16 protein-coding genes and 4 tRNA genes are annotated in these 20,201 nt (G+C 41.9%); 6 read left to right on the forward strand and 14 right to left on the reverse strand.

Features of this window, described 5'->3' with window-relative positions; translation table 11 throughout:
- Positions 1-142 precede the first annotated feature (142 nt).
- The 5 genes from OCU77_RS07180 to OCU77_RS07200 all read left to right on the forward strand — a co-directional run bounded on the left by OCU77_RS07180 (position 143) and on the right by OCU77_RS07200 (position 5,376).
- Positions 143-1,189, forward strand: a complete 1,047-nt coding sequence (locus OCU77_RS07180; protein ID WP_162845608.1) for an alpha/beta hydrolase — start codon at positions 143-145, stop codon at positions 1,187-1,189.
- Positions 1,190-1,402: 213 nt separating this feature from the next.
- Positions 1,403-2,062 (forward strand): hypothetical protein, encoded by a 660-nt coding sequence (locus OCU77_RS07185; protein WP_239685804.1) that lies wholly within the window; start codon positions 1,403-1,405, stop codon positions 2,060-2,062.
- 210 nt (positions 2,063-2,272) lie between these two features.
- Positions 2,273-3,046 carry a ribonuclease H family protein gene (locus tag OCU77_RS07190; protein WP_107302419.1) on the forward strand — a complete coding sequence of 258 codons (774 nt, stop codon included), beginning with the start codon at positions 2,273-2,275 and terminating at the stop codon, positions 3,044-3,046.
- A 173-nt stretch (positions 3,047-3,219) separates the two neighbouring features.
- Positions 3,220-4,716 carry a DEAD/DEAH box helicase gene (locus tag OCU77_RS07195; RefSeq protein WP_048897305.1) on the forward strand — a complete coding sequence of 499 codons (1,497 nt, stop codon included), beginning with the start codon at positions 3,220-3,222 and terminating at the stop codon, positions 4,714-4,716.
- Between the two features lie 198 nt (positions 4,717-4,914).
- Positions 4,915-5,376, forward strand: a complete 462-nt coding sequence (locus tag OCU77_RS07200) for a hypothetical protein (protein ID WP_048897198.1) — start codon at positions 4,915-4,917, stop codon at positions 5,374-5,376.
- 146 nt (positions 5,377-5,522) lie between these two features.
- On the opposite strand, the gene OCU77_RS07205 is transcribed toward OCU77_RS07200, so the two are convergent.
- On the reverse strand, positions 5,523-6,614 hold the full coding sequence (locus OCU77_RS07205) for an endonuclease/exonuclease/phosphatase family protein (protein ID WP_084711673.1): 1,092 nt from the start codon (positions 6,612-6,614) through the stop codon (positions 5,523-5,525).
- A gap of 395 nt (positions 6,615-7,009) precedes the next feature.
- Between OCU77_RS07205 and deoR the strand changes: the two genes are divergently transcribed.
- Positions 7,010-7,744 (forward strand): DNA-binding transcriptional repressor DeoR, encoded by a 735-nt coding sequence (gene deoR / locus OCU77_RS07210; protein ID WP_048897199.1) that lies wholly within the window; start codon positions 7,010-7,012, stop codon positions 7,742-7,744.
- Positions 7,745-7,831: 87 nt separating this feature from the next.
- Here the strand turns inward: deoR and OCU77_RS07215 are convergent, their stop codons facing one another.
- The 13 genes from OCU77_RS07215 to OCU77_RS07275 all read right to left on the reverse strand — a co-directional run bounded on the left by OCU77_RS07215 (position 7,832) and on the right by OCU77_RS07275 (position 20,018).
- A complete protein-coding gene (locus OCU77_RS07215; protein WP_048897200.1) occupies positions 7,832-9,037 on the reverse strand; it encodes a NupC/NupG family nucleoside CNT transporter in 1,206 nt (401 codons plus the stop codon).
- A gap of 256 nt (positions 9,038-9,293) precedes the next feature.
- Entirely contained in the window at positions 9,294-10,232 is a 939-nt protein-coding gene (locus OCU77_RS07220; protein WP_107302420.1) for a LysR family transcriptional regulator, read from the reverse strand.
- 132 nt (positions 10,233-10,364) lie between these two features.
- Positions 10,365-13,586 (reverse strand): ExeM/NucH family extracellular endonuclease, encoded by a 3,222-nt coding sequence (locus OCU77_RS07225; RefSeq protein ID WP_107302421.1) that lies wholly within the window; start codon positions 13,584-13,586, stop codon positions 10,365-10,367.
- Positions 13,587-13,630: 44 nt separating this feature from the next.
- Positions 13,631-14,713 carry a porin gene (locus tag OCU77_RS07230; RefSeq protein WP_048897201.1) on the reverse strand — a complete coding sequence of 361 codons (1,083 nt, stop codon included), beginning with the start codon at positions 14,711-14,713 and terminating at the stop codon, positions 13,631-13,633.
- Between the two features lie 487 nt (positions 14,714-15,200).
- Positions 15,201-15,566: a hypothetical protein gene (locus OCU77_RS07235; RefSeq protein ID WP_048897202.1), complete on the reverse strand. Its 366-nt coding sequence runs from the start codon at positions 15,564-15,566 to the stop codon at positions 15,201-15,203.
- A gap of 191 nt (positions 15,567-15,757) precedes the next feature.
- Positions 15,758-15,834: transfer RNA gene (locus OCU77_RS07240), tRNA-Val, on the reverse strand.
- Between the two features lie 38 nt (positions 15,835-15,872).
- Positions 15,873-15,949: transfer RNA gene (locus OCU77_RS07245), tRNA-Val, on the reverse strand.
- A 43-nt stretch (positions 15,950-15,992) separates the two neighbouring features.
- Positions 15,993-16,069: transfer RNA gene (locus OCU77_RS07250), tRNA-Val, on the reverse strand.
- Positions 16,070-16,112: 43 nt separating this feature from the next.
- Positions 16,113-16,189: transfer RNA gene (locus OCU77_RS07255), tRNA-Val, on the reverse strand.
- Between the two features lie 168 nt (positions 16,190-16,357).
- Positions 16,358-17,443, reverse strand: coding sequence for a DUF3080 domain-containing protein (locus OCU77_RS07260; RefSeq protein WP_048897308.1), 1,086 nt, complete (start codon positions 17,441-17,443; stop codon positions 16,358-16,360).
- Positions 17,444-17,638: 195 nt separating this feature from the next.
- On the reverse strand, positions 17,639-17,986 hold the full coding sequence (locus tag OCU77_RS07265; RefSeq protein ID WP_048897203.1) for a rhodanese-like domain-containing protein: 348 nt from the start codon (positions 17,984-17,986) through the stop codon (positions 17,639-17,641).
- 231 nt (positions 17,987-18,217) lie between these two features.
- A complete protein-coding gene (locus tag OCU77_RS07270; protein WP_048897204.1) occupies positions 18,218-18,478 on the reverse strand; it encodes a DUF5062 family protein in 261 nt (86 codons plus the stop codon).
- Positions 18,479-18,647: 169 nt separating this feature from the next.
- On the reverse strand, positions 18,648-20,018 hold the full coding sequence (locus OCU77_RS07275) for an MATE family efflux transporter (RefSeq protein WP_048897205.1): 1,371 nt from the start codon (positions 20,016-20,018) through the stop codon (positions 18,648-18,650).
- Positions 20,019-20,201 lie beyond the last annotated feature (183 nt).

Genomic DNA, 20,201 nt, shown 5'->3' on the forward strand with positions numbered 1-20,201 from the left:
TAGAACGAGTAACGTTATTATGACGTTGCTCGTTTTTTTTGATTTTGATTTGATATCGCGCTTATTTGTTGAGGGAACTCTCAACAACCATGAGTTGTGTGTATTACAGTAGTCACTACTGCCCTTAATCATGAGAGTGAGAATGATGAAACGATCTTTAATCGCATTATGTTTAGCCGTTGCCTGCTCTGGTGCTATAGCAAAAGACTTTTATGTCCCAAGCACAATTTCACATAAAGGGCAGATGTTTTTGAATGAAAACTTTTCTCTAGACGCTAAAAATAAGGTTCTAACGCCTGCATTGTCGGATATTGAAGGGTGGAAGCATTATCAGCACAAAGCTGATGATAGTATGGTTGAGACAAATAAAGCCATAATGGCATTGTATAAGCCCATTATTGTCAAAGCCGCTATGGCAGGTATTCCTGTATTAGATATAAAACCACAAAACTGGAAAGATAATGGCAAAGTTTTGGTATATACCCACGGTGGTGCATACACTGCATACAGTGCTGAATCAACACTTTCAAGTAGTGTCCCAGTAGCGAATGATACGCGACTACGTGTTATCTCTGTGGATTATACGTTAGCGCCCCATGCAAAATTTGATGTGATTACAGACCAAGTTATTGCGGTATTAGAAGGATTAACCAAGCAAGGTTATAAAATGTCAGACATTGCTATTTATGGTGATTCAGCAGGTGGTGGATTGGCTGCTGGTACGGTACTTAAGATGCGAGATAAAGGCCTGCCATTACCTGCGGCAGTGGTACTCTGGTCACCATGGTCTGATATCACAGAAACAGGTGATACTTACCAGACCTTAAAAGATGCAGAACCACTGTACCGCTATGATCTCTTACTTAAACCTTCAGCAGACGCATATGCTGATGTTAAAGATCAGAAGCACCCATATGTCTCGCCAGTATACGGTGACTACACAAAACCTTATCCACCGACTTTGATTCAGGCGGGCACAAAAGAGCTTTTTTTGAGTAATGCCGTGCGCTTATATCAAGCGATAGACAGTAATGGTGGTGAGGCGAAACTCGATGTTTACGAAGGAATGTGGCACGTCTTTCAAGCCTTTGCATTTGATATTCCAGAAGCAAAATTGGCACGGAAAAAAATGGCGGCATTTCTTAATGAAAAGTTAGTTATTAATGATAAGGCTGAAGTTAAACGCTGAAACCTTGATATTTAGACTTCAGTGTTACCTATGGTAGCTAAGCAGTTGAAGTTATTTGATTGTTTCGATTTTTACTGCGTTGTTCATGCTGTTAATGTGTCACGATTATTATCGTGATACTTGCTTTTTGGAGTGATTATCTTAAAATCCACCTTGTTTTGAACGCTGTATTTTATATTCTAAACCTTTCAAGAACGACGAAAAGAGACTGTCATGCTAAAAAGAATGCTGCCTAAAATCCTATTACTAGCTGCAATTGTGAGTGGTTTGGTAGTAGCTGCAGGGGTTTATCGCTTTAATTTTACGAATGATGACATTTATGTGGTTCAGGCTGACGGACAAACTGTGCCTCTAGCGATAGAAGATAATACATCGGTAATGCGGACTTTATTTAGTTTTTATACTGATAAGTATTGGCAAATTGAGCTACCTGATTCTTCAAAGAAAGTGCCATTAACTGAGATGAAAGACTTTAATGGTCAGCACCTTGCTGTTGGTTACTATCAGCAAGGTGATGAGCGCGGGGTAGTGAGTGTCGACTATACGCGTATGGCCGTATTGAATTTTACTTTTGTTGAAGATGAGATGATGTTCGCCGTGCCTTTTTCTGTCTCTAGCCAAGGGAGTGGGGTGTTCTGGTATCTTGGGTTGTACCATATGAATACCAAATACGGTGATATTAAGCAGCTTGACACCTTTTTCGTTGGTGATCGCGTTGTTATTAACACTATGCAAACTGATGAACCTTTTGATGTGACATCAAGTATACAGTTAACGTACTTAGCATATGGGCCAAGCCAAAGTATGGCTGAAAGTCCGAATAAACATATCGAGAAATTGATTAAAGTAACGCCCGAAGGTTTTGTGGAATAACGCTTTAAATTGCATTTATTGATTTTATTTTCATCGTAGATGTTAATTTTACGGCAGGCTTGTTTCTTGTTAGTCGGTATCTATTTGTATCTCACCGTAAAGTAAGAGACTATCTTTTGTATAGGCAATAATGGTTACCCGCTGTGAGTGTATGAAAGGTGCTAGAGCGGTGAGCAGTGTTGCCTTTATTTATTAGATAAAGGGTCGAGCATGGCAAAAAAGTATTATGTAGTTTGGGTTGGTCGAGAAACGGGTATTTTCACAAATTGGCCTTATACGAAAAAGCAGGTGGAGAAGTACCCACAAGCTAAGTACAAATCCTTTCCTACAGAAGCTGAAGCGAAAGCGGCCTTTTCTGCTGGTCACGCAAAAACATTTGCCAGTGCTGCAAGTGGCAAAGTTGCAGGTACAAAACCAGCAACGGCTAAGAAAGCAGGCTTCAGTTCTGCTAATCCAATGATTAAGAGTGATGTTCATATATTTTGTGATGGTGGTTGTGATCCTAACCCGGGCAAAGCGAGTTCGGGTGTCGCCGTTTATCGTCAGAATGTATTAGAAGAACTTTGGTACGGCTTGTTTAATCCGCATGGAACAAACAACTCTGCTGAGCTAAATGCGCTGCATCAGTCTTTATTGATTGCTAAAACGGATTTAGATGCAGGTAAAACGGTACAGGTTTTATGTGATTCTCAATACTCAATTAATTGCGTTACGGTCTGGGCTTATAGCTGGAAGAAAAAAGGCTGGAAACGCCAAACACCAGGTGACATTAAAAACCTTGAGGTTATTCAGCAAGCCCATGCCCTGTACGACAGTATTAAAGATAAGGTGACTGTGTCGCATGTAAAAGCGCATATTGGCATTGAAGGCAATGAGTTGGCTGACCGCATGTCGATTTATGGTATTGATCAGCAAGCCTATGAGTTTTGTCGTTATCCTGACACGTCAGATATCACTAAATTACTCGCCTTACGAGCAGGCTAAGTGCCAGCCCCTTCATTACAGAGATCGTCTTTTGTTCCTGAGTGACCTGTTATTGTCAGGCGCTCAGTTTGAAGATGAATAAATTCAGCACAGAACTTTATTATCCTGTATGCTACACGCCCCCCGTCGTTGAGGCGGTCTTCACTATGAAACATTACAAAAAAGATGATCTTATGAGTTTTGACTCTTTGGGCTTATCAGCCCCTCTCTTAAAAGCCGTAGCAAATCAAGGTTACGACAAGCCATCACCGATTCAAGCACAAGCTATCCCTGCAGTTATTGAAGGCAAGGATGTCATGGCGGCGGCACAAACAGGGACTGGTAAGACAGCAGGTTTTACACTGCCAATTTTGGAGCGCTTATCTGGCGGTCCTCGTGTGAAATCTAACCAAGTGCGTGCGTTAGTGCTAACGCCAACCCGCGAGCTTGCAGCTCAAGTAGCCGAAAGTGTCGCAACTTATGCGAAGCACTTACCACTGAGTTCAGCTGTTGTATTTGGTGGTGTGAAGATCAATCCGCAAATGATGCGCTTGCGACAAGGTGCTGACGTGCTTGTCGCCACGCCTGGCCGTTTGATGGATCTGTACAGCCAAAAAGCGGTACGTTTCGATCAACTGGAAGTGTTGGTGTTAGATGAAGCTGACCGCATGTTAGACATGGGCTTTATTCGTGACATCCGCAAGATCCTTGCAATTTTGCCTAAAAATCGCCAGAACTTATTGTTTTCTGCGACATTTTCTGACGAAATTCGTGCTTTAGCAAAAGGCTTGGTGAACAACCCAGTTGAGATTTCTGTTTCGCCGCGTAATACAACGGCAAAAACAGTTAAGCAATCTGTTTTCCCTGTTGATAAGAGCAAGAAATCCGCTTTGTTAGCGAAGCTGATTAAAGACAACAAATGGCAGCAAGCATTGGTGTTTACCAAGACTAAACACGGCGCAAACCGCTTAACAGCTTTCCTTGAAAATAAAGGAATCAAAGCAGCTGCAATTCATGGTAATAAAAGCCAAGGTGCGCGAACTAAAGCACTCGCTAATTTTAAAAGTGGTGAGATAAACATTCTTGTTGCGACAGATATTGCAGCACGTGGTATCGATATTGACCAATTGCCGCAAGTAGTGAACATTGACTTACCACATGTCTCTGAAGATTATGTTCACCGTATTGGTCGTACAGGCCGTGCGGGAGCAGAAGGCCATGCAATTTCATTGGTAAGTGCTGATGAATTTAAGGAATTAGCCGCGATCGAGCGTCTAATCCAAAAAGTGATTGATCGTGAAATTATTGACGGTTTTAAGCCAGTTAACAGCTTGCCACCATCACGCTTAGACACGCGCCCAATTAAGCCTAAAAAACCGAAAAAGCCAAAGAAAGATCATCAAGATGGTCAGCGCTCTGGTGAGAATGCGAAGGGCCATAAGCCGCAGGGTAAAAATCGTCGCCATGTCGGTGGTAACAAACCATCCGCTAATGCTTCAGAAAAACCAGCTGGAAAGCCTTCAGGTAAACCTGCGAGCAATGGCGCAGCGAGAAAGCCTAAACCAGCAGGAGCAGCGAGAGCGACTGGTAAGCCTGCTGGCAAGCCACGTCGTAGCAGCACAGATGAGAAGCCACGTTCAGATAAGCCGCGTCGCTCACGTAATCCGCAGAATAAAGGTGTGTTACGCTAATTGCTAACCGCTTAGATTTCAAACCCGCTATCTCGAAAGAGATAGCGGGTTTTTTATTACCTGCTATATCAGCTTATGTCGTGTTCTCAGAAGCAATTGATCTTTTAAATACAATCGTTGCGTCTGAAATGATTGCTATTGCAACTATTGTGTTCTATCCTATAGCTAAGATAAGAACAGCCATCTAGCGAGTACCTGATGAAAAGAACAATATTGAAAAGCGCACACCGTATAGCAGGTGTTGTTGCTTTATTGATGATCACAACTTTCTTTTTGAGTAGCGTCATCGCCGATTTATTCGGCTCGTATCAAACCATCGCGCTAGTAAAGCAGACAATTTTACAATGGGTCGCTTTATTGGTGTTGTCGATGATGGCTGTGGGCATAACGGGTAAGAAACTGTATCCAGCAGAGCTCAAAGGCATCTTGGCTGTCAAAGCAAAGCGCTTGAAAGTGGCTGCGTTTAATGGACTTGTAGTTTTAATTCCAGCGGCTTATTTCTTGGCCATATGGTCGGCTGAAGGACTATTTGATACACGCTATTGGTTCGTGCAAGCGATTGAGTTAATAGCCGGTGTAACCAATACTGCAATGATAGGCCTGAATATTAGAGATGGTATTCGTCTTGGACAAAAGTCGAACAAGAAGGTGAACAAGTAGGGGAGGCAGTATACGTAAGAGTATTGACCTATTCGAGTGCGTATAAGGGCTAGCGTTGTGATTGGCAGAGTGTTTTTCCTGCCAATAGTGGATCTTTTACTATTCACGGCTTAGTTGTGATAACTAATTTTGTTGTATTGTTGATGTTAGCTACGAAGGCTAAGAGTCACATTCACAATGCCATGGTCCGTGCTGTTGCCATCACGATCAAAAATGGGATTTATTAAGTGGCGATCATAAGTTTGGTAAGCACTCACCTCAAATAAACTCGCATTATATTCAGCGTTGAATTCACAGGATAATAAGATGTAATCCAGCACGTTGCCTTTTGCGCCATAATAATGGGTAGGAGAGCGGCTTACCTTATGATCAGCGTTATCTGTGTTTTGGTAAAGTGTGAAGCTATCTGTCAGCCAAAAGGTATCGAGAATCTGTTTTTGATCGGATACCTGTCGATCACGAATACTATTCGTCGTTAAACATTGTAAGGGTGTTTGCTGAATATCGTCATTAAAGTCACCCATCAATATTACAGGGTGTCCGCTTTCTTCTCTGCGCTCTAAGATGGCGTGATACAAAAGAGCAGCTTCACTGCCACGTTGAATCGATGATCCCCAACTTCCCATTATTTCTGCTTTAAGTGTTGCGAGTACATGTGTTTTGGTTAACCCAGTATCGGCAGCATTGCCACTATCAGGCGCAGCTTCAAGCATGGGGCGTTTAGATTTTAAATGGACGACATAACAATCTGTATCGCCTATATGAGGGAGATCGATAGTAGCTCGAAGCGGCTTACGGCTAAATGCAAAATCAGCACTGATACCAATACTGGTTGCGATATGAGGATCTGCCATAATTGCAGAGACCGCTTTGATAGGGTAGCGAGAGGCAATGGCAACGACAGGATCACGGCAAATGTAGTCATCGATGATATTTGGTTCATCAACAACACTAAAGTGGTTATAACCTTGCTCTGCTAAAAGTTGTTGAAGTGCGCTTGCACTAAATACTTCCTGGAAACCGATCACATCAGGTTGGTATTGCGCGAGATAGTCGCAAATCCAAGCTTGCTTTTTCTGCCAACTTTCTTGGCTATAAATATTTTCGAAGTCGTAATAAGCCAGTGGTGGCTCTATATAATTGAAAAGATTGAAGGTGGCAATTTTCAATGTGTCATTGATGATGTTTGTAGCAGTATTTGCTAACACAAGCGTATCCAAATCATGAAGCGTATCCATATAGTGACGGCTTATAGGGTTTAGGGCAAATGCAAAGAGGTTTTCGTTAAATCAATAATTGGTAAAGTGGCGTCAATGTAGAATAACGATTCTATTTTTTGGGGGAACTCAAAGTGTATTTAAAAACGGGGCGAATAGTCACCTATTACCACAGTATTGAAGGTTTGGTGAAAAGTTTTAAGGCTGTAGGTATTAGAGATGAAGTTTTATCAGATAATGTAGGGTATCCTCGTTATAATCGCTAGTTGCATAGGCGCAGATCAAGTTACTGACCTTAAGTACTCAATATAATCAATACTTTATCTGCTTCTGTGCGTAGGCGCATTGTTTGCATCTTTTAGGACATGGGAAAGTCATCTAGAATGCAAAGATGACAATAATTGGTATGTGACTTGATGGTAGAGACGAAAAGAGAAAAACGAATAAGGCAATTAGCTGAGTTGTTGCTGGGACAGGAAAAAGTGCATTTGAAAGATGCAGCGGAAAGTCTCGATGTATCTGAAATGACGATTCGCCGTGATTTTAATGAGCCAAATACTTTTGTCAGTTTGATTGGCGGCTATGTTGTGAAGAAGCAAGTCGGTTCTGCTGATCTTGAGTACGTTATAAATGAGCAAAGTACTAATCATGTCAAAGAAAAAACGAAGATAGGTAAAGAAGCGGCAAAACTCATTCTTGATAATCAAACAGTTTTTTTTGATAACGGCACAACTGTAGTTCATATTATTCAAGCTATTAGCGATGATATATCGTTTACTGGCGTGTGTTTTTCTTTGAATGTCTTTATGGCTTTAAAAGCCAAGCCTAACTGTCATGTGATTTTATGTGGTGGTGGTTATGATACTAAGCATAATAACTTCTATCCGTTAGGGGATAGCAGTGAGATTGATAATATTCGATTTGATTCTGCTTTTTTATCAGCTGCAGGGATTGACCCTGCTCATGGCCTGACTTGTTATTCATTCAATGAATTGCCTTATAAGAAGAAAGCCATTTCACAATCTCAGAATGTTGTCTTAGCTGTTGATAATAGTAAATTTGGTGTGGTTAAGTCCGCGTTTATTTGTAGCTTAAAAAGCGTTGATATCATTATTTCAGACATAGACCTACCGATAGAATACTTGTCATAGTGATTCAGGTTGTCGAGATTTCAGATAAAAAGGGGCGGTTAGCCCCTTTTTTACGTGTAACTTTTTTATATAAGAAAGTCGGTGTCGTTATAGCGACAAAATGACACCAGCAATGGCGGCACTCATTAGGTTAGCAAGTACACCGGCAGTAATGGCGCGGAAACCATTTCTTGAGATAAAGCTACGGCGTTCAGGTACTAAACTACCTAAACCACCAATCAGGATTGCCATGGTGGAGATATTAGCAAATCCACATAATGCAAACGTGATGATAGCCTGTGAGTGTGGGCTTAATTGATCTTTCACTTCCATTAGTTGGATGAAGGCGACAAATTCATTAACGATCACTTTGTTACCGATCAGTGCACCTGCTGTAATGGCTTCGTTCCATGGGATACCAACCAGAAAAGCAATAGGGGCAAATAGGTAACCCATGATCAATTCAAAACTCAATGTAATCCCAAACCAGTCACCCACCGTACCTAGTAGACCATTCAGTAATGCGATCACACTAATGAAGGCGATCAGAGTTGCGCCTATTGTTGCGGCAATACGCATACCAGCAATTGCGCCATCAGCCAATGCTTCAACTACGTTCGCTGCTCGAGGTAATTCAACTGATGTGATTTCATCTTCGTTGTTTTGCTTGTCACTTGGCGGAAATAGTATTTTTGCCATTAGCAGGCCCGCAGGCGCAGACATGAATGCCGCAGCAATCAGAAAGCTCAACTCCACTCCAAGCGATGCATAGCCCACTAAAGTACCGCCTGCCACTGAGGCTAGACCACATGTCATGACGGCAAAAAATTGAGAGTCACTCATGTTCTTGAGGTATGGTTTTACAACGAGCGGCGCTTCAACCATACCAACGAAAATATTGGCTGTCGCAGAAAGAGATTCAGCACGACCAGTACCTAATAATTTCTGTAGTGCACCACCCACAATATTGATGACTTTAGGCATTAGTCCTATGTGATAAAGAGCTGAAATCAGTGCGGAGAAGAAAATGATGATGCCCAGTACGTTAACGGCAAATACAAAGCCAACGCTACCTGTTGCCAATCCTCCAAATAAGAAAGCGATACCTTCTTGGCCGTAATCGATCACACTTGATACAGTATTGGTTACAGCACCGAGTGCCACTTTTCCTGCTGGGATGTACAGAACAAGCAAAGCAAAAGTGATTTGAAGTAAAAACGCTAAACTAACGGTTCTTAACGGAATATTGCGACGATCGGCAGAAAGCAAGTAGGCAATCACTAAGATAGCAACAATACCAAGCAAAGATGACATGGGTAGACCTTGTAACAGAATGTGTAGGCGGTGCATTCTATGGAGGACGCAAACGGTTGCAAGTGACGAATGTTAGCCAAGTGTGATGTGTGACGGGTGTACTAGAATGCCTATCTTTAACTTATTGAATTATAGCTTTTATTTTAGTTTTTCAAGTTGATTGTTTCCGTTTGGAAAAGATGTTTTGGTTAATGCGAATGATAGTGGCAATAATCTTGGTGGTTTTCTCAGCATTATTGCCACAGATAAAATGTGACTAGATGCTGATATGTTTGCTCAGATCTTCATCCCAATAGGGAGTATCGCCGATATAGTCCTTAAAAAAACCAATGGCTGCTGATATTTTCTTTGGTAAATGTGCACGACTGGGGTAGACCGCATAAAACGGCATTGATTGATTGGCTTGCCACTCTGGTAGCAGCTGAATGAGTTTGTTTGCTTTAAATTCATCTCGGAGTAAGTAAGTGGCTAAGTAAGCGACGCCCCAACCAGCAATAGCTGCGTCCCGCACTGCTTCAGCAAGATCGACGCGATAATTGCCTTCTACATCAACCTTAAGCTGTCTGTCTTGTTGCTTGAATGACCATGATTGATAGTTTCTTTGACGGCTTTGGTAGGTTAAGCAGTTATGGTTAGCTAATTCACTAGGATGTGATGGTGCAGCATGATGTAATAGGTATTCAGGTGCAGCTGCGACGACAAATTTGGTCTCAGCAAGGCGCTGTGCAACATAGCCGTCTGGAATATGTTCGTAATTGGTGATCCAAAGATCGAGTCCATCTTCAATCATATCGGCTTTATGATCGAATAAACTGATCTCAACGCGTAAGTTAGGGTAGTGACCTTGTAGTTGTTCAATGGCGGGGATTAAATGCATGGTGCCAAAGGATTGCGATATCCCTAAGCGTAAAACGCCTGATATTTCATCTCTCGCATCTTCCATAAGCGCTTCACCATCTTGAATGGCTTTAACGACGCTTTCACAGTATTGCAAGTAGTTCTCACCTGCTTCAGTCAGGGTAAAACTACGTGTTGTGCGTTGGACTAATTTTACGTTCAGAGCCGTTTCTAATGTTCCCAATTGCTTGCTGATATGTGATGTCGAGACACTTAACTGCTTGCCTGCAGCTGTAAAACTTCCTGCTTTAACAAGGGTGTGGAAAATGACCATTTGGCTAGCGCGATCTGGGTTCAAAATTTTAGCTCTGTAATTAAAATGAATACACAGAGTATAGTGAGGTGCATAACAAAAAAAGAGGCTTAGCCATAAGCTAAACCTCTTTGATTATTTCTTTAACGTATATCGACTAAATCGTTTATTGCTTAATTACTTTTTAGTTTTACGTAAGAAACCTAGTCCGAGTAGTGAAAGCAGGCCAAAGATGCCAAATGAACCGCCGCTACCATCGTATGGTGGAATAACAACTGTTGGCGTGGTCGAATCTCGTTTAGCGACTTCAACCTTCATGCTAACTTCAGAGCCAGCCACTGTTGTTGGCGTTGAGGCTTTTTGCGCGCTAGGGCGTGTTAGCTTCATGGTCACAGTGTAATTGCCAGGTTCAATACCACTAACGTCAAACTCTTTAAGTTGTTTGCCATCTTTGCTCAACTTCATTGTAGGTAACGCAACTTTGCTCATGTCTTCTGGTTCTGGAGAGAATGAGATTTCAGCGATATCACCTGTAAGTGCTTTATCAGTGTTGATGGCGTAAGGAACATCCATACGACCGCTCTTCGTTGCAAGCAGTACAGGCGCACCGTCACTTTCACCGTAGCCGTAACCTAGTGCCATGATTGCAGAGTCGTGGTCTGAAGAGCGATAAGCGTTATTGGCGTAAAAGTTATGAGTAATTGTTCTCTCTTTTTCAAGACGAACCTCTTTACTCTCACCAGCTCCGATCCCTTTATTTTCTTGGTTGTAATCATACAGTGTCGATTCGGCGGCATTGATGTGCCAGTCTGTTGCATCTAGTAGGTGCTTCTTAAGGGATGGTGAGATAAGAATGTGATCGAGTGAACCAATCTCATCGTTATAAGAGTAGCTCCAGCTCATTTTTTTGTTTTCAGCATCTTTCAGGCTAACAGCATTAATATAACCGAAATTATCAGTAATGATTGCGCCATTTTCACCAAATTGAGGACGTTTACCGATGAAGGTATCGCGAGCGGCTTTCAGTGTTTTACCTGTTGGGTTAGAGGTTAGCACTAGCATCGGATCTTCATGTGCGTATGAGTTCATATCTCCAATAATAACGTGATCACCACCGATTTTAGCCATTTCTTTACCGAGTTGGTAAGCTGCTGCTACTCGGAAGTTTTCACATGAACCTTGGAAGTCTTTGTTTTCAACTTTGTCTTTGATTGGATCGAATTTTTCCCAAGTTTCCCAGCCTTGCCAATCTTCCCAACAAGTTGAACCTTTAGATTTCAGGTGATTAACCGATACAGTGACTTTTTTACCTGTGTTGTGGATGCGGAAAGTAGCGGCAATAGTATCGCGCTGGTAGTTCTTACCGCTTTCACGAATTTCACCTTTGCTATCGAGAAGCGCAGCACCGTTTGTATCAGTGATCATTGGTGCTTGTTGCGAAGGCATTGGGATGATTTTCGCTTGTTCTAGTGATACTTTATTTGGACGATATAGCAGGCCTGAACTGATAGCATCAGAACCAATAGAGTCAAACTCATCTAATACGGTATTGCCATCTGAGTCAAAACCAACGAAGACGTATTGGTTGTTAATTGACTGTTCATTGTGACGGTTAGAATGGTTTTCTTTGTTATAGTATTTGTTGACGGCGTTTACAAGCTCAGTAATTGCACTGTAGTTACCAAAACCATTGTTTTCAATTTCCATTAAGCCGATGATGTCGGCATCTAAGCTGTTAATTGCTTTAACGATTTTAGCATGCTGTTGTTGGAACTCTAACTCGCTATCTGCACCACGGTTGTCGTTACGTGGGTTGTCAGGACCACCATACGGCGAGTTGAAGTAGTTCAATACATTTTGAGTGGCGATACGAATTGCAAACTTATCTGATGTTGTACTGTCGTCTAGTTGAGGTTTTGATTTACGATCTGTGTTATGAATAATGTCTTTTCGGCTAATGTTGTTAGTCGCCATTAAGCGGTAGTCACCGAAGCTGTAAGAAATGACACCTTCAAGTCCTGTAATGCTATCGTCAACACGAATGTAATCTTGGCCTTTCTTTACAGTCTCTTTGTCATTGAAATCAGGGTAGAAAGGAATGACACCGTCATTTGCTTTTTTGTCAGTTTCAACATATAAGCGATAGTCTTTGTTTTGTTTGTCTTGGGCAATAGAGCCATCACTACCCGCGACATGTTCTTGGTTGGGTTGCATGTTAGGGCGTTTATATGACAACACCATATTGTTGCGATGGCCACTATAGTCGTAGCTAAAGGTACGCGAAACACGCATGGTCTCGTTTTCTTTGGTGCTTTCGTCCATGTTATTGACTAAGCGTACTAACATGCCTTCATGGCGTTCTAGCGTTTTGCTGAAATACTCATCATCTGCAGAGATTCGTTTCAGGTCAACTGCTGTGGGTTTTACTGGTGTTGCGTTGACAACCTCCCACTGATCTTTAGTTGCGAGAACTTGAGTTTGACCATATTTCTCTTCTACAAAACCCTTAACACAGACTTCTTGGCCTACCATTTCTTCAGAAATAAGGCCGTTAGTTTTAATGAATATACCATCAGATGTTAACTCGTCACCATCTGATGCGTATAAGAAGAACCCTTTCGTTAGGCTGGTTGAGACTGCACTAACCACTCCTTGAACTAAGTATTCATCATCACTGACAAAGCCTGAATTAATCAGTGGTGACTTAAAGCTATTCCCCTGTATTTGCCCTGGATTAAGGCGGCTCCTACCTGCTGCATCTGAACATGGAGTTGCTGCTGGTTCAGTTGCTGCTAATGTGGGATCTCCAAGGCCATCAACAGTGTCTATAGGTTTAACTAACCATGCTTTTGGGTTATGAGCTGCTAATGGTGCAGCCGCGGTTGCTAAACGGCGATATGTTTTATCTGTTCCCCAGTTTTCACCAATAATACCAATAACATCATACTTCTTATTAGCATCGTTTGAATCAGCGATAAATACAGCATCATCACCACTGAAGTTCATTGAGTTATATTTTTTTTGATTGAAATCAGCACCAACAACTGATTCGGCATTGTTTGCTTTAATTGCATTTGTTAATGCGTCTTTTGCATCAGTGTGGGCAACAACAACTGTTTTACCTGGTTGAATGGTGACACCTGCCAATACAGGCTTTCCTTCCGGAGTATAAATTTGGTTGTTGTGGATACTACCTGATTTTGATTGACTTGCGTAATATAGTGCTTGATCGCCATTGAAAGTAAACGGTGCGCTACCTGTATTTAGTATTTCAATGGCGCGATTATCACTAGTGCCTTCAACGTACTCAGAAATAATAATATCATTAATACCAGCCATTGCTGGTGCTGCTAAAACGGATGCGATAGCAGCGGAAAGTAAGGTGACTTTTTTATTCATGATGGGGTGTCCTTCAATCCCTAAATTTTTTTTAAACAGTGTGATTAGAAGTAAATACGCGTGTAGGCGTACACATCTTGTGCTGCATCGCCAGCATTGGCTTCAAGTGCAATGATGGATGATGGGGTTGGTTTGAAGTTCACGCCCAGCGTGCCCCATGTGCGGCTTGAACCCCAACTGTGTTCTTTGGTATCCCAAAACTCGTTATCTTTATCCCACTCTTCATAGGCTTCATAGTTGGCTGAGCCTGTCATTTCCCATTGCGGTGTGAATTCGTATTTACCTGAGATTAATGCACCTCTACGGTAAAGAGTTTGATAGTCGTTATAGAGGTGAACGCTGTTGTTTGGATCTGTGATATCGGTAGGGATTTTGGTTTGAGCTATATCTTCGTCTTCAAGGTAACCATTAAAGCCAAGGTGGAAGTTATCGGTAACAGCGAAGCGCATACCAAGACCTGCAAGTTTCTGCTTTCCGTACTTAGATTCGCCTTCTGCACCGCCGCGCCCTTCAAGGCCTACGACAGCTGAAAAACGACTGCCAAAGTAGCCGAAGTAACCGTTAACAACATCGCCAAGATGAGAGCCTGAAGAAGATTTAGCGTTGTAGCTGTATGACGTACCTAGCTTGAAGCTGCCATAAGTCCCTTCATATTTAACTGTTGCGTCTTGGTCGCCAGCTTCACCTGTTTCAACTGTGGTATCGAATGTGAAGTCACCCCATTTGTCGTAATCGTCAAAGGCTGTATCGGTTAAGCCAAATTCAACATAGTGGTAATCATTTAGGGCGTAGCCAATGAACATTTTATCGATGCTAAGCACCATGTCGCCAGAGCCGTACTTCCAGTTTTCACGCTCAAAGTCTAGTTCTAAGCGGTAGACTAATTGGCCGTTTTTACCTTTCACACCCAAAGTTGCAAAGGAGTCATCGATGTAGGTTTGGTCTTTGTAAAACTCACCGTACTCAAACTTTGCACCAAAGTGACCACCAACACCAACCTCGCCATAAAGCTTTAAGTTGTCGCCGTTTTCATTTTGGTAAATGGTTGCTGCTTGTAGGCTAGTAGAAGCAAGAAGGGCAGAGACGCATGCTGCTAACACTGTTTTGTTAGTCGTTTTAATGTCCATTACTCGACCTTATATGTTATTAAAGTAACATTTGATTGTGTGTATGTTTTAATTTTCACATTTCAAATTATTATCTTTCAATTGCAATCCATTGATTTTGTGATGAGTGTCGTTTGTAGCTAGGGATGTGAGAGTAAATATGTGACATTAGGAGTATTAGTTTACGTTGATAAGTTCACGATATGAGTTGTAAATTTCACAAAATAGATATCGTTTGCGTTAAGTGAGGTTTTTTAGAATAAAATATAAAGGAGTAGAGTCACAGTAGAGTATAAAACTGAGTGCCTATGGGTTTTTATAGATTAGACGATCTAGATCACAGAGGAAGGAGTGCTCAGGCAAGGAGAGATATACACTGTAAGTTTAAGTGAATTACTCTCATTGTGGCTGGTTGAAATCACAGATAACAGCGAGAAGATGCATTGGTCTTTGCGGAAAGTAAACCCGAGAGAGGCTCGGGTTTGGGCGTATAGTCTATCGTAATAAATTAAGCAGACTGCAGTAAAACATTGTTTAGATAGTTAACAACGTAAGCGGCATCTTGAGCTGCGGTATTAACTTTAGCAATGATGCGTTGCGCGCGCTCATCGTCACTTTGTAGGCTTGCTTTGACTTTTTCATTCATCGCAGCAGCCATTTCTGCTTTTTGCTTACAGTCACTGAACAAGGCTGAAACGAAAGTAAGTTCGACTTCTTCGCCGTTTGCAAAAGCATTTGCAGCTATCTTATAAACGGTATGAAATTTGGTTGCCATGTCTTTTTGATCTGCTTGGCTTTCTTTTGCCCAATCATCAGACCAACCTTTAAAGATAACGGCAATCTGAGGATTTGCTGTCAGTTTTACTTTTTGCATTCGTTGTAACCCTAGGTGCTATTTATGAAGGCATAGTAAAGGAGCGAAGAGTGGGTTTAAAGTCTAAATGCTCTTGATGCTTTTTGGCTGGTTAGATTATAAACAGGTTTGAAAGTCTAAGCGGATAGTACCGATGAAAAGATCACCGCGTAAGAATGCAAAAAGCCTGCTAAAAAGCAGGCTTTTTTATATGGTGCTCGCTACTGGACTCGAACCAGTGACACCTTGCATGTCATGCAAGTACTCTAACCAACTGAGCTAAGCGAGCAAATTGTACAGCATGATAACCCACGTGTTATCGAAATATGGTGCTCGCTACTGGACTCGAACCAGTGACACCTTGCATGTCATGCAAGTACTCTAACCAACTGAGCTAAGCGAGCAAATTGTATAGCATGATAACCCGTATTACGCGTTATCGAAATATGGTGCTCGCTACTGGACTCGAACCAGTGACACCTTGCATGTCATGCAAGTACTCTAACCAACTGAGCTAAGCGAGCAAATTGTACAGCATGATAACCCGTATTACGTGTTATCGAAATATGGTGCTCGCTACTGGACTCGAACCAGTGACACCTTGCATGTCATGCAAGTACTCTAACCAACTGAGCTAAGCGAGCATCTGTCGTTGTTGCTTTAAATAAGCCAATTCAACGGAACGAAAAAGATATTAGCGACTCGCCACAAAGCGTGCAAGTGTTTAGCTTCTCTTTTTTGGCTTTCTTTGCTCGTTTGGTTATCAAACATACGGTTTGCTGCTCTGACGTGCTAAGTATTTGGATTAATTCTTATATTCCAACTTTAAATTGGCAGCGCTGAAAGGTGCGTTGCCAAAATTTTGTGTGATCCATGACAGCTTTTCGAAAAAGCTGATGTGCTTTGCCATCAATGAAAGTTTCCTTATAAGTAATGAGTTCGGGATCTTGATACGGCGATTGTGCAAATATCTGCTGTAAAATTGGCTGAATCTGGCGATATTGAGAATCTAGCTCGGCGAGATAAGGTTGGATCTGACGATTATAATAGCGGTAAAACACATTTCTTAGGTATTCAGCTTGTTGCTGGTTTCTCTGTTTTCCACACCGGATTTGATTTTCTTGCTGATTCAGTAATTGTGTTGTGGTGTTAAGCCATTGGGTTGCATTGGCAATCGAGTAAAATAGCTGGCCAAAGTAACGGCTCCGATGGATTTTTTCTTGGTGGGTTAATAATCGGTTTACGATGGCTTCATCAATACCATTCGGAATTGAGCTAAGCGTTGGTTGGTTGTTTTCGATATAACCTTGTTTTTGCGAATACTCCAATAACGCAAATATATCTTCCATTGCTGAAAGGTTAGCTGTGAACCCTGCGAGATGGTCGATGGCAAAAGTGTGCGGATAGAGCACGAATTGTTGCCGCCACTCTTTGCCTGTTGTAAGCATATTCCATATAATTGTACCCAGCTGTTGCTGTTTTTTTTGCTTTATTGGTGTGAGTTCCTCAATTAAAGACTGGCTGATAGGGTTATCACGGCTCGTTGGTATGATTTGTGTCAGGCATCTTTCTAGCCCGTTCAACAGCAGCAATTCATATCTGAGTTGGCGAGTTTTGTCTTGGACTTTTCCTAGGCTGGAGTTCCTGTCGGCAATAAGTTGAAATAAACCACAGCGACGCAGTTCATACGCATCTAGTAACCCGATACGTATGTCGTCTATTGGTATATATAAATCGCGTGTTGAAGGAAAGCTAGGTAAATCCTCTTGAGGATGAAAAGGTATTGGGTCGACCTCCAATACGTTGGCTAGACGTTGATGATAGTCATTGAAGTGGTGCTCACCACTGTTGTCGCATCCTGTTAGGGCTAAGCTAACAGATAGAGTCAAAACAATCATACGCGAAGCAATATAAGCATAGCGACAGTAAAAGTGGCTAAATAGGTGATCGAAAGCGGAGGTATTGTTCATCTAAGAAGTATAATCAACTTATGTTAGTTGAACGTAAATTACAGCTCCGCTGATCGGTTAAGTATTACATGCCTTGATAGATACATTGCCTATATTTGTTTTAATAATGTAATGGGCACCGTGTTATTTAGGTTGAGAGGACTGCATCTCTTCTAATCCACCACCATTATGTACGTGAGTAAGGCCTGCATTTTTTAAGTAATCCATCGCTTTACCAGAGCGATTACCACTGCGGCAATACACAACAATGGGCATTTCTTTATCTACGTTGGCAAAAGCGGTATTGATAGTGTTCAAGGGGTAGTTGGTTGAGCCTGCAAGGTGACCTTGGCTAAATTCATCTGGAGTACGTACATCAACCAAGAATGCACCTTGCTCGATAAGTGCCCATGCTTGTTCGCTTCGTTCTGATGCCCAGCTAGAAAAAGAAACCATGGCGATAAATAGGCACAAGATAGCTTTGATTTTCATGCGTTATCCCTTTTAACTTTATGAAAAATAAGACGCTATTTTACGTGTTCGGATTAAGGGGAGTCTGTTCTATTGATCGTATTTATGAAAAATAATACGGATGGTAAATCGGTTGTTCATTGTGACTTTATTGCTTAGTTAAAGTATAAACGAACCACCATGAACTGCAGGGGTAACACAGTTCATGGTGCTATGGCATCAATGCTATTTATTGTTCTAACACAATGTGAGTTATTTCAGTAATTCGTGATCGGGCGGTAAGAGGCGAGATATCCAAAGAACCAGTTTATGTTTCATATTAACGCCATCTTCTTGATCAACAGCGAGAGGAGTAATTTGCTTGTATTGCACTAATAAACGGTAAATGCATTCAACCTTGTCGGTGGAAGATACATGACGTTCTAAATCGTTATAACCCTGCTTTTTAGCAAATGCCATACCGAGTTCTAGCGCTTTTTTGAGTAACTTTGCATCATTTTTATTTTTCTTCATCATTTTTCCCTGTCACGCCTTAACGTACTTTATTCAGAGTATCTGAAAATAAAGGGAATACCAATCAGATCGTGGCATTATGCTAATGATATCCAAAAAGAAAATAGCCATAAAAAAGAAGGCGGCCATAAGGCCGCCTGAATTATGTTTTTATCACCAGAAAACTTGACTAGCGCGTAGCCATTTCTAGTTGATGCGCTTCAGGTTGGCGTTGTAGCCAGCGTAAGCGTGTGCCTAACATGATTGCTGATGATGTTAAGCCAAAGATAATACCGATCCAGAACCCATGGGGGCCCATAGGTTCAGTGATTAAGTTTGTCATACCTAGCGTATAGCCAAGTGGTAAGCCAATTAACCAGTAGGCAATAAAGGTACGTACAAAGATGGCTCGCATGTCTTTATAGCCCCTAAGTGCGCCCGCAGCCACAATTTGAATTGCATCAGTACACTGGTAGACAGCGGCCAGTAATAGCAGTTGGCTTGCGACTAAGATAACGTCGGCATTATCACTATAAATTGCAATGATTTGCTCACGGAATACCACAGTTAAAATCGCTGTTGATACTGCCATGACAAAGGCGGTTGCCAAGCCACAGTAACTACTGACTTTAGCGCCTAATAGGTTTTCTTCACCGAGCTGGTGGCCAACCCGAATACTTACTGCTGCACCTAAGCTCATTGGTAGCATGAACACGAGTGATGAAAAGTTCATTGCAACCTGATGTGATGCCACCATTACAGCACCCAGTGGTGCAATCATGATGGCAACTACAGCAAATAAGGATATTTCAAAGAACATGGATGCAGCAACAGGGAAGCCCATTTTAAATAAACGTGTTAGTGCTCTGAGCTCAAGTTTATGCCATGTCTGGAAAAGGTTGGCTTGTTGCAGGCGCTTATTGAATTTGATGTACACCAGCATGGCAATAAACATTAACCAGTAAACGATGGCCGTTGCGACACCACAGCCAACCCCGCCAAGTGCAGGTGCTCCGAACTTTCCGTTAACAAAAATCCAGTTGAGTGGAATGTTTGCGGCTAAACCAATGAAACCAATGATCATTCCGGGAATGGTTAACGATAAGCCTTCAGTAAAACTTTTTAGTGTTTGGAACATTAAAAAGCCTGGAACTGCAAACATGACTGCAAACATGTAACCATTGGTTTTTTCGGCCAAAATGGCTTCTACATCCATGTGGTCAATCAATGTGCCAGCATTGTAGAGAATGAGCATGATAGGAATAGAAATCAGCAGGGCTAAATAAAAACCGTGCTGCACTTCAAAAGGGATCCGCTCTTTTTTTCCTGAACCGTTTAGCTGTGCCACGATAGGCACCAGTGCTACAAGTAGGCCAACACCAAATAAAATGGAAGGTAGCCAAATACTGGACGCGACAGAAACTGCTGCCATGTCGGTTGCGCTGACGCTACCAGCCATAACGGTATCGATAAATCCCATCGAGGTCTGAGCAACGGAGGCGAGTAATACGGGAATAGTTAATTTGAGTAAACGACGTGTTTCTCGTTTGTACTTGTGCATGGATATACCTGAATTCAAGCGCCATCTGGAGAATGCCAGAAAGCGTGAGCATTATAATCACTTCCGCGGTTATTTCACGTATTTCCATGCATCTTGATGCGAAATCAGCTTAGCTAATTTATGGCTTGGCACAAAATAAGGAAATGAAAGCTTGGCTTACACCTATGCGCTGACTTTTCGCTA

Origin of the sequence: Photobacterium swingsii (assembly GCF_024346715.1) — a bacterium.
GTDB classification, from domain to species: domain Bacteria; phylum Pseudomonadota; class Gammaproteobacteria; order Enterobacterales; family Vibrionaceae; genus Photobacterium; species Photobacterium swingsii.

What these genes read in the sequence shown, in the direction of transcription:
- OCU77_RS07180 (WP_162845608.1), top strand. Translation starts at nt 143, where the DNA reads ATGATGAAACGATCTTTAATCGCATTATGTTTAGCCGTTGCCTGCTCT.
- OCU77_RS07185 (WP_239685804.1), top strand. Translation starts at nt 1,403, where the DNA reads ATGCTAAAAAGAATGCTGCCTAAAATCCTATTACTAGCTGCAATTGTG.
- OCU77_RS07190 (WP_107302419.1), top strand. Translation starts at nt 2,273, where the DNA reads ATGGCAAAAAAGTATTATGTAGTTTGGGTTGGTCGAGAAACGGGTATT.
- OCU77_RS07195 (WP_048897305.1), top strand. Translation starts at nt 3,220, where the DNA reads ATGAGTTTTGACTCTTTGGGCTTATCAGCCCCTCTCTTAAAAGCCGTA.
- OCU77_RS07200 (WP_048897198.1), top strand. Translation starts at nt 4,915, where the DNA reads ATGAAAAGAACAATATTGAAAAGCGCACACCGTATAGCAGGTGTTGTT.
- OCU77_RS07205 (WP_084711673.1), bottom strand. Translation starts at nt 6,614, where the DNA reads ATGGATACGCTTCATGATTTGGATACGCTTGTGTTAGCAAATACTGCT.
- deoR (WP_048897199.1), top strand. Translation starts at nt 7,010, where the DNA reads ATGGTAGAGACGAAAAGAGAAAAACGAATAAGGCAATTAGCTGAGTTG.
- OCU77_RS07215 (WP_048897200.1), bottom strand. Translation starts at nt 9,037, where the DNA reads ATGTCATCTTTGCTTGGTATTGTTGCTATCTTAGTGATTGCCTACTTG.
- OCU77_RS07225 (WP_107302421.1), bottom strand. Translation starts at nt 13,586, where the DNA reads ATGAATAAAAAAGTCACCTTACTTTCCGCTGCTATCGCATCCGTTTTA.
- OCU77_RS07230 (WP_048897201.1), bottom strand. Translation starts at nt 14,713, where the DNA reads ATGGACATTAAAACGACTAACAAAACAGTGTTAGCAGCATGCGTCTCT.
- OCU77_RS07235 (WP_048897202.1), bottom strand. Translation starts at nt 15,566, where the DNA reads ATGCAAAAAGTAAAACTGACAGCAAATCCTCAGATTGCCGTTATCTTT.
- OCU77_RS07260 (WP_048897308.1), bottom strand. Translation starts at nt 17,443, where the DNA reads ATGATTGTTTTGACTCTATCTGTTAGCTTAGCCCTAACAGGATGCGAC.
- OCU77_RS07265 (WP_048897203.1), bottom strand. Translation starts at nt 17,986, where the DNA reads ATGAAAATCAAAGCTATCTTGTGCCTATTTATCGCCATGGTTTCTTTT.
- OCU77_RS07270 (WP_048897204.1), bottom strand. Translation starts at nt 18,478, where the DNA reads ATGAAGAAAAATAAAAATGATGCAAAGTTACTCAAAAAAGCGCTAGAA.
- OCU77_RS07275 (WP_048897205.1), bottom strand. Translation starts at nt 20,018, where the DNA reads ATGCACAAGTACAAACGAGAAACACGTCGTTTACTCAAATTAACTATT.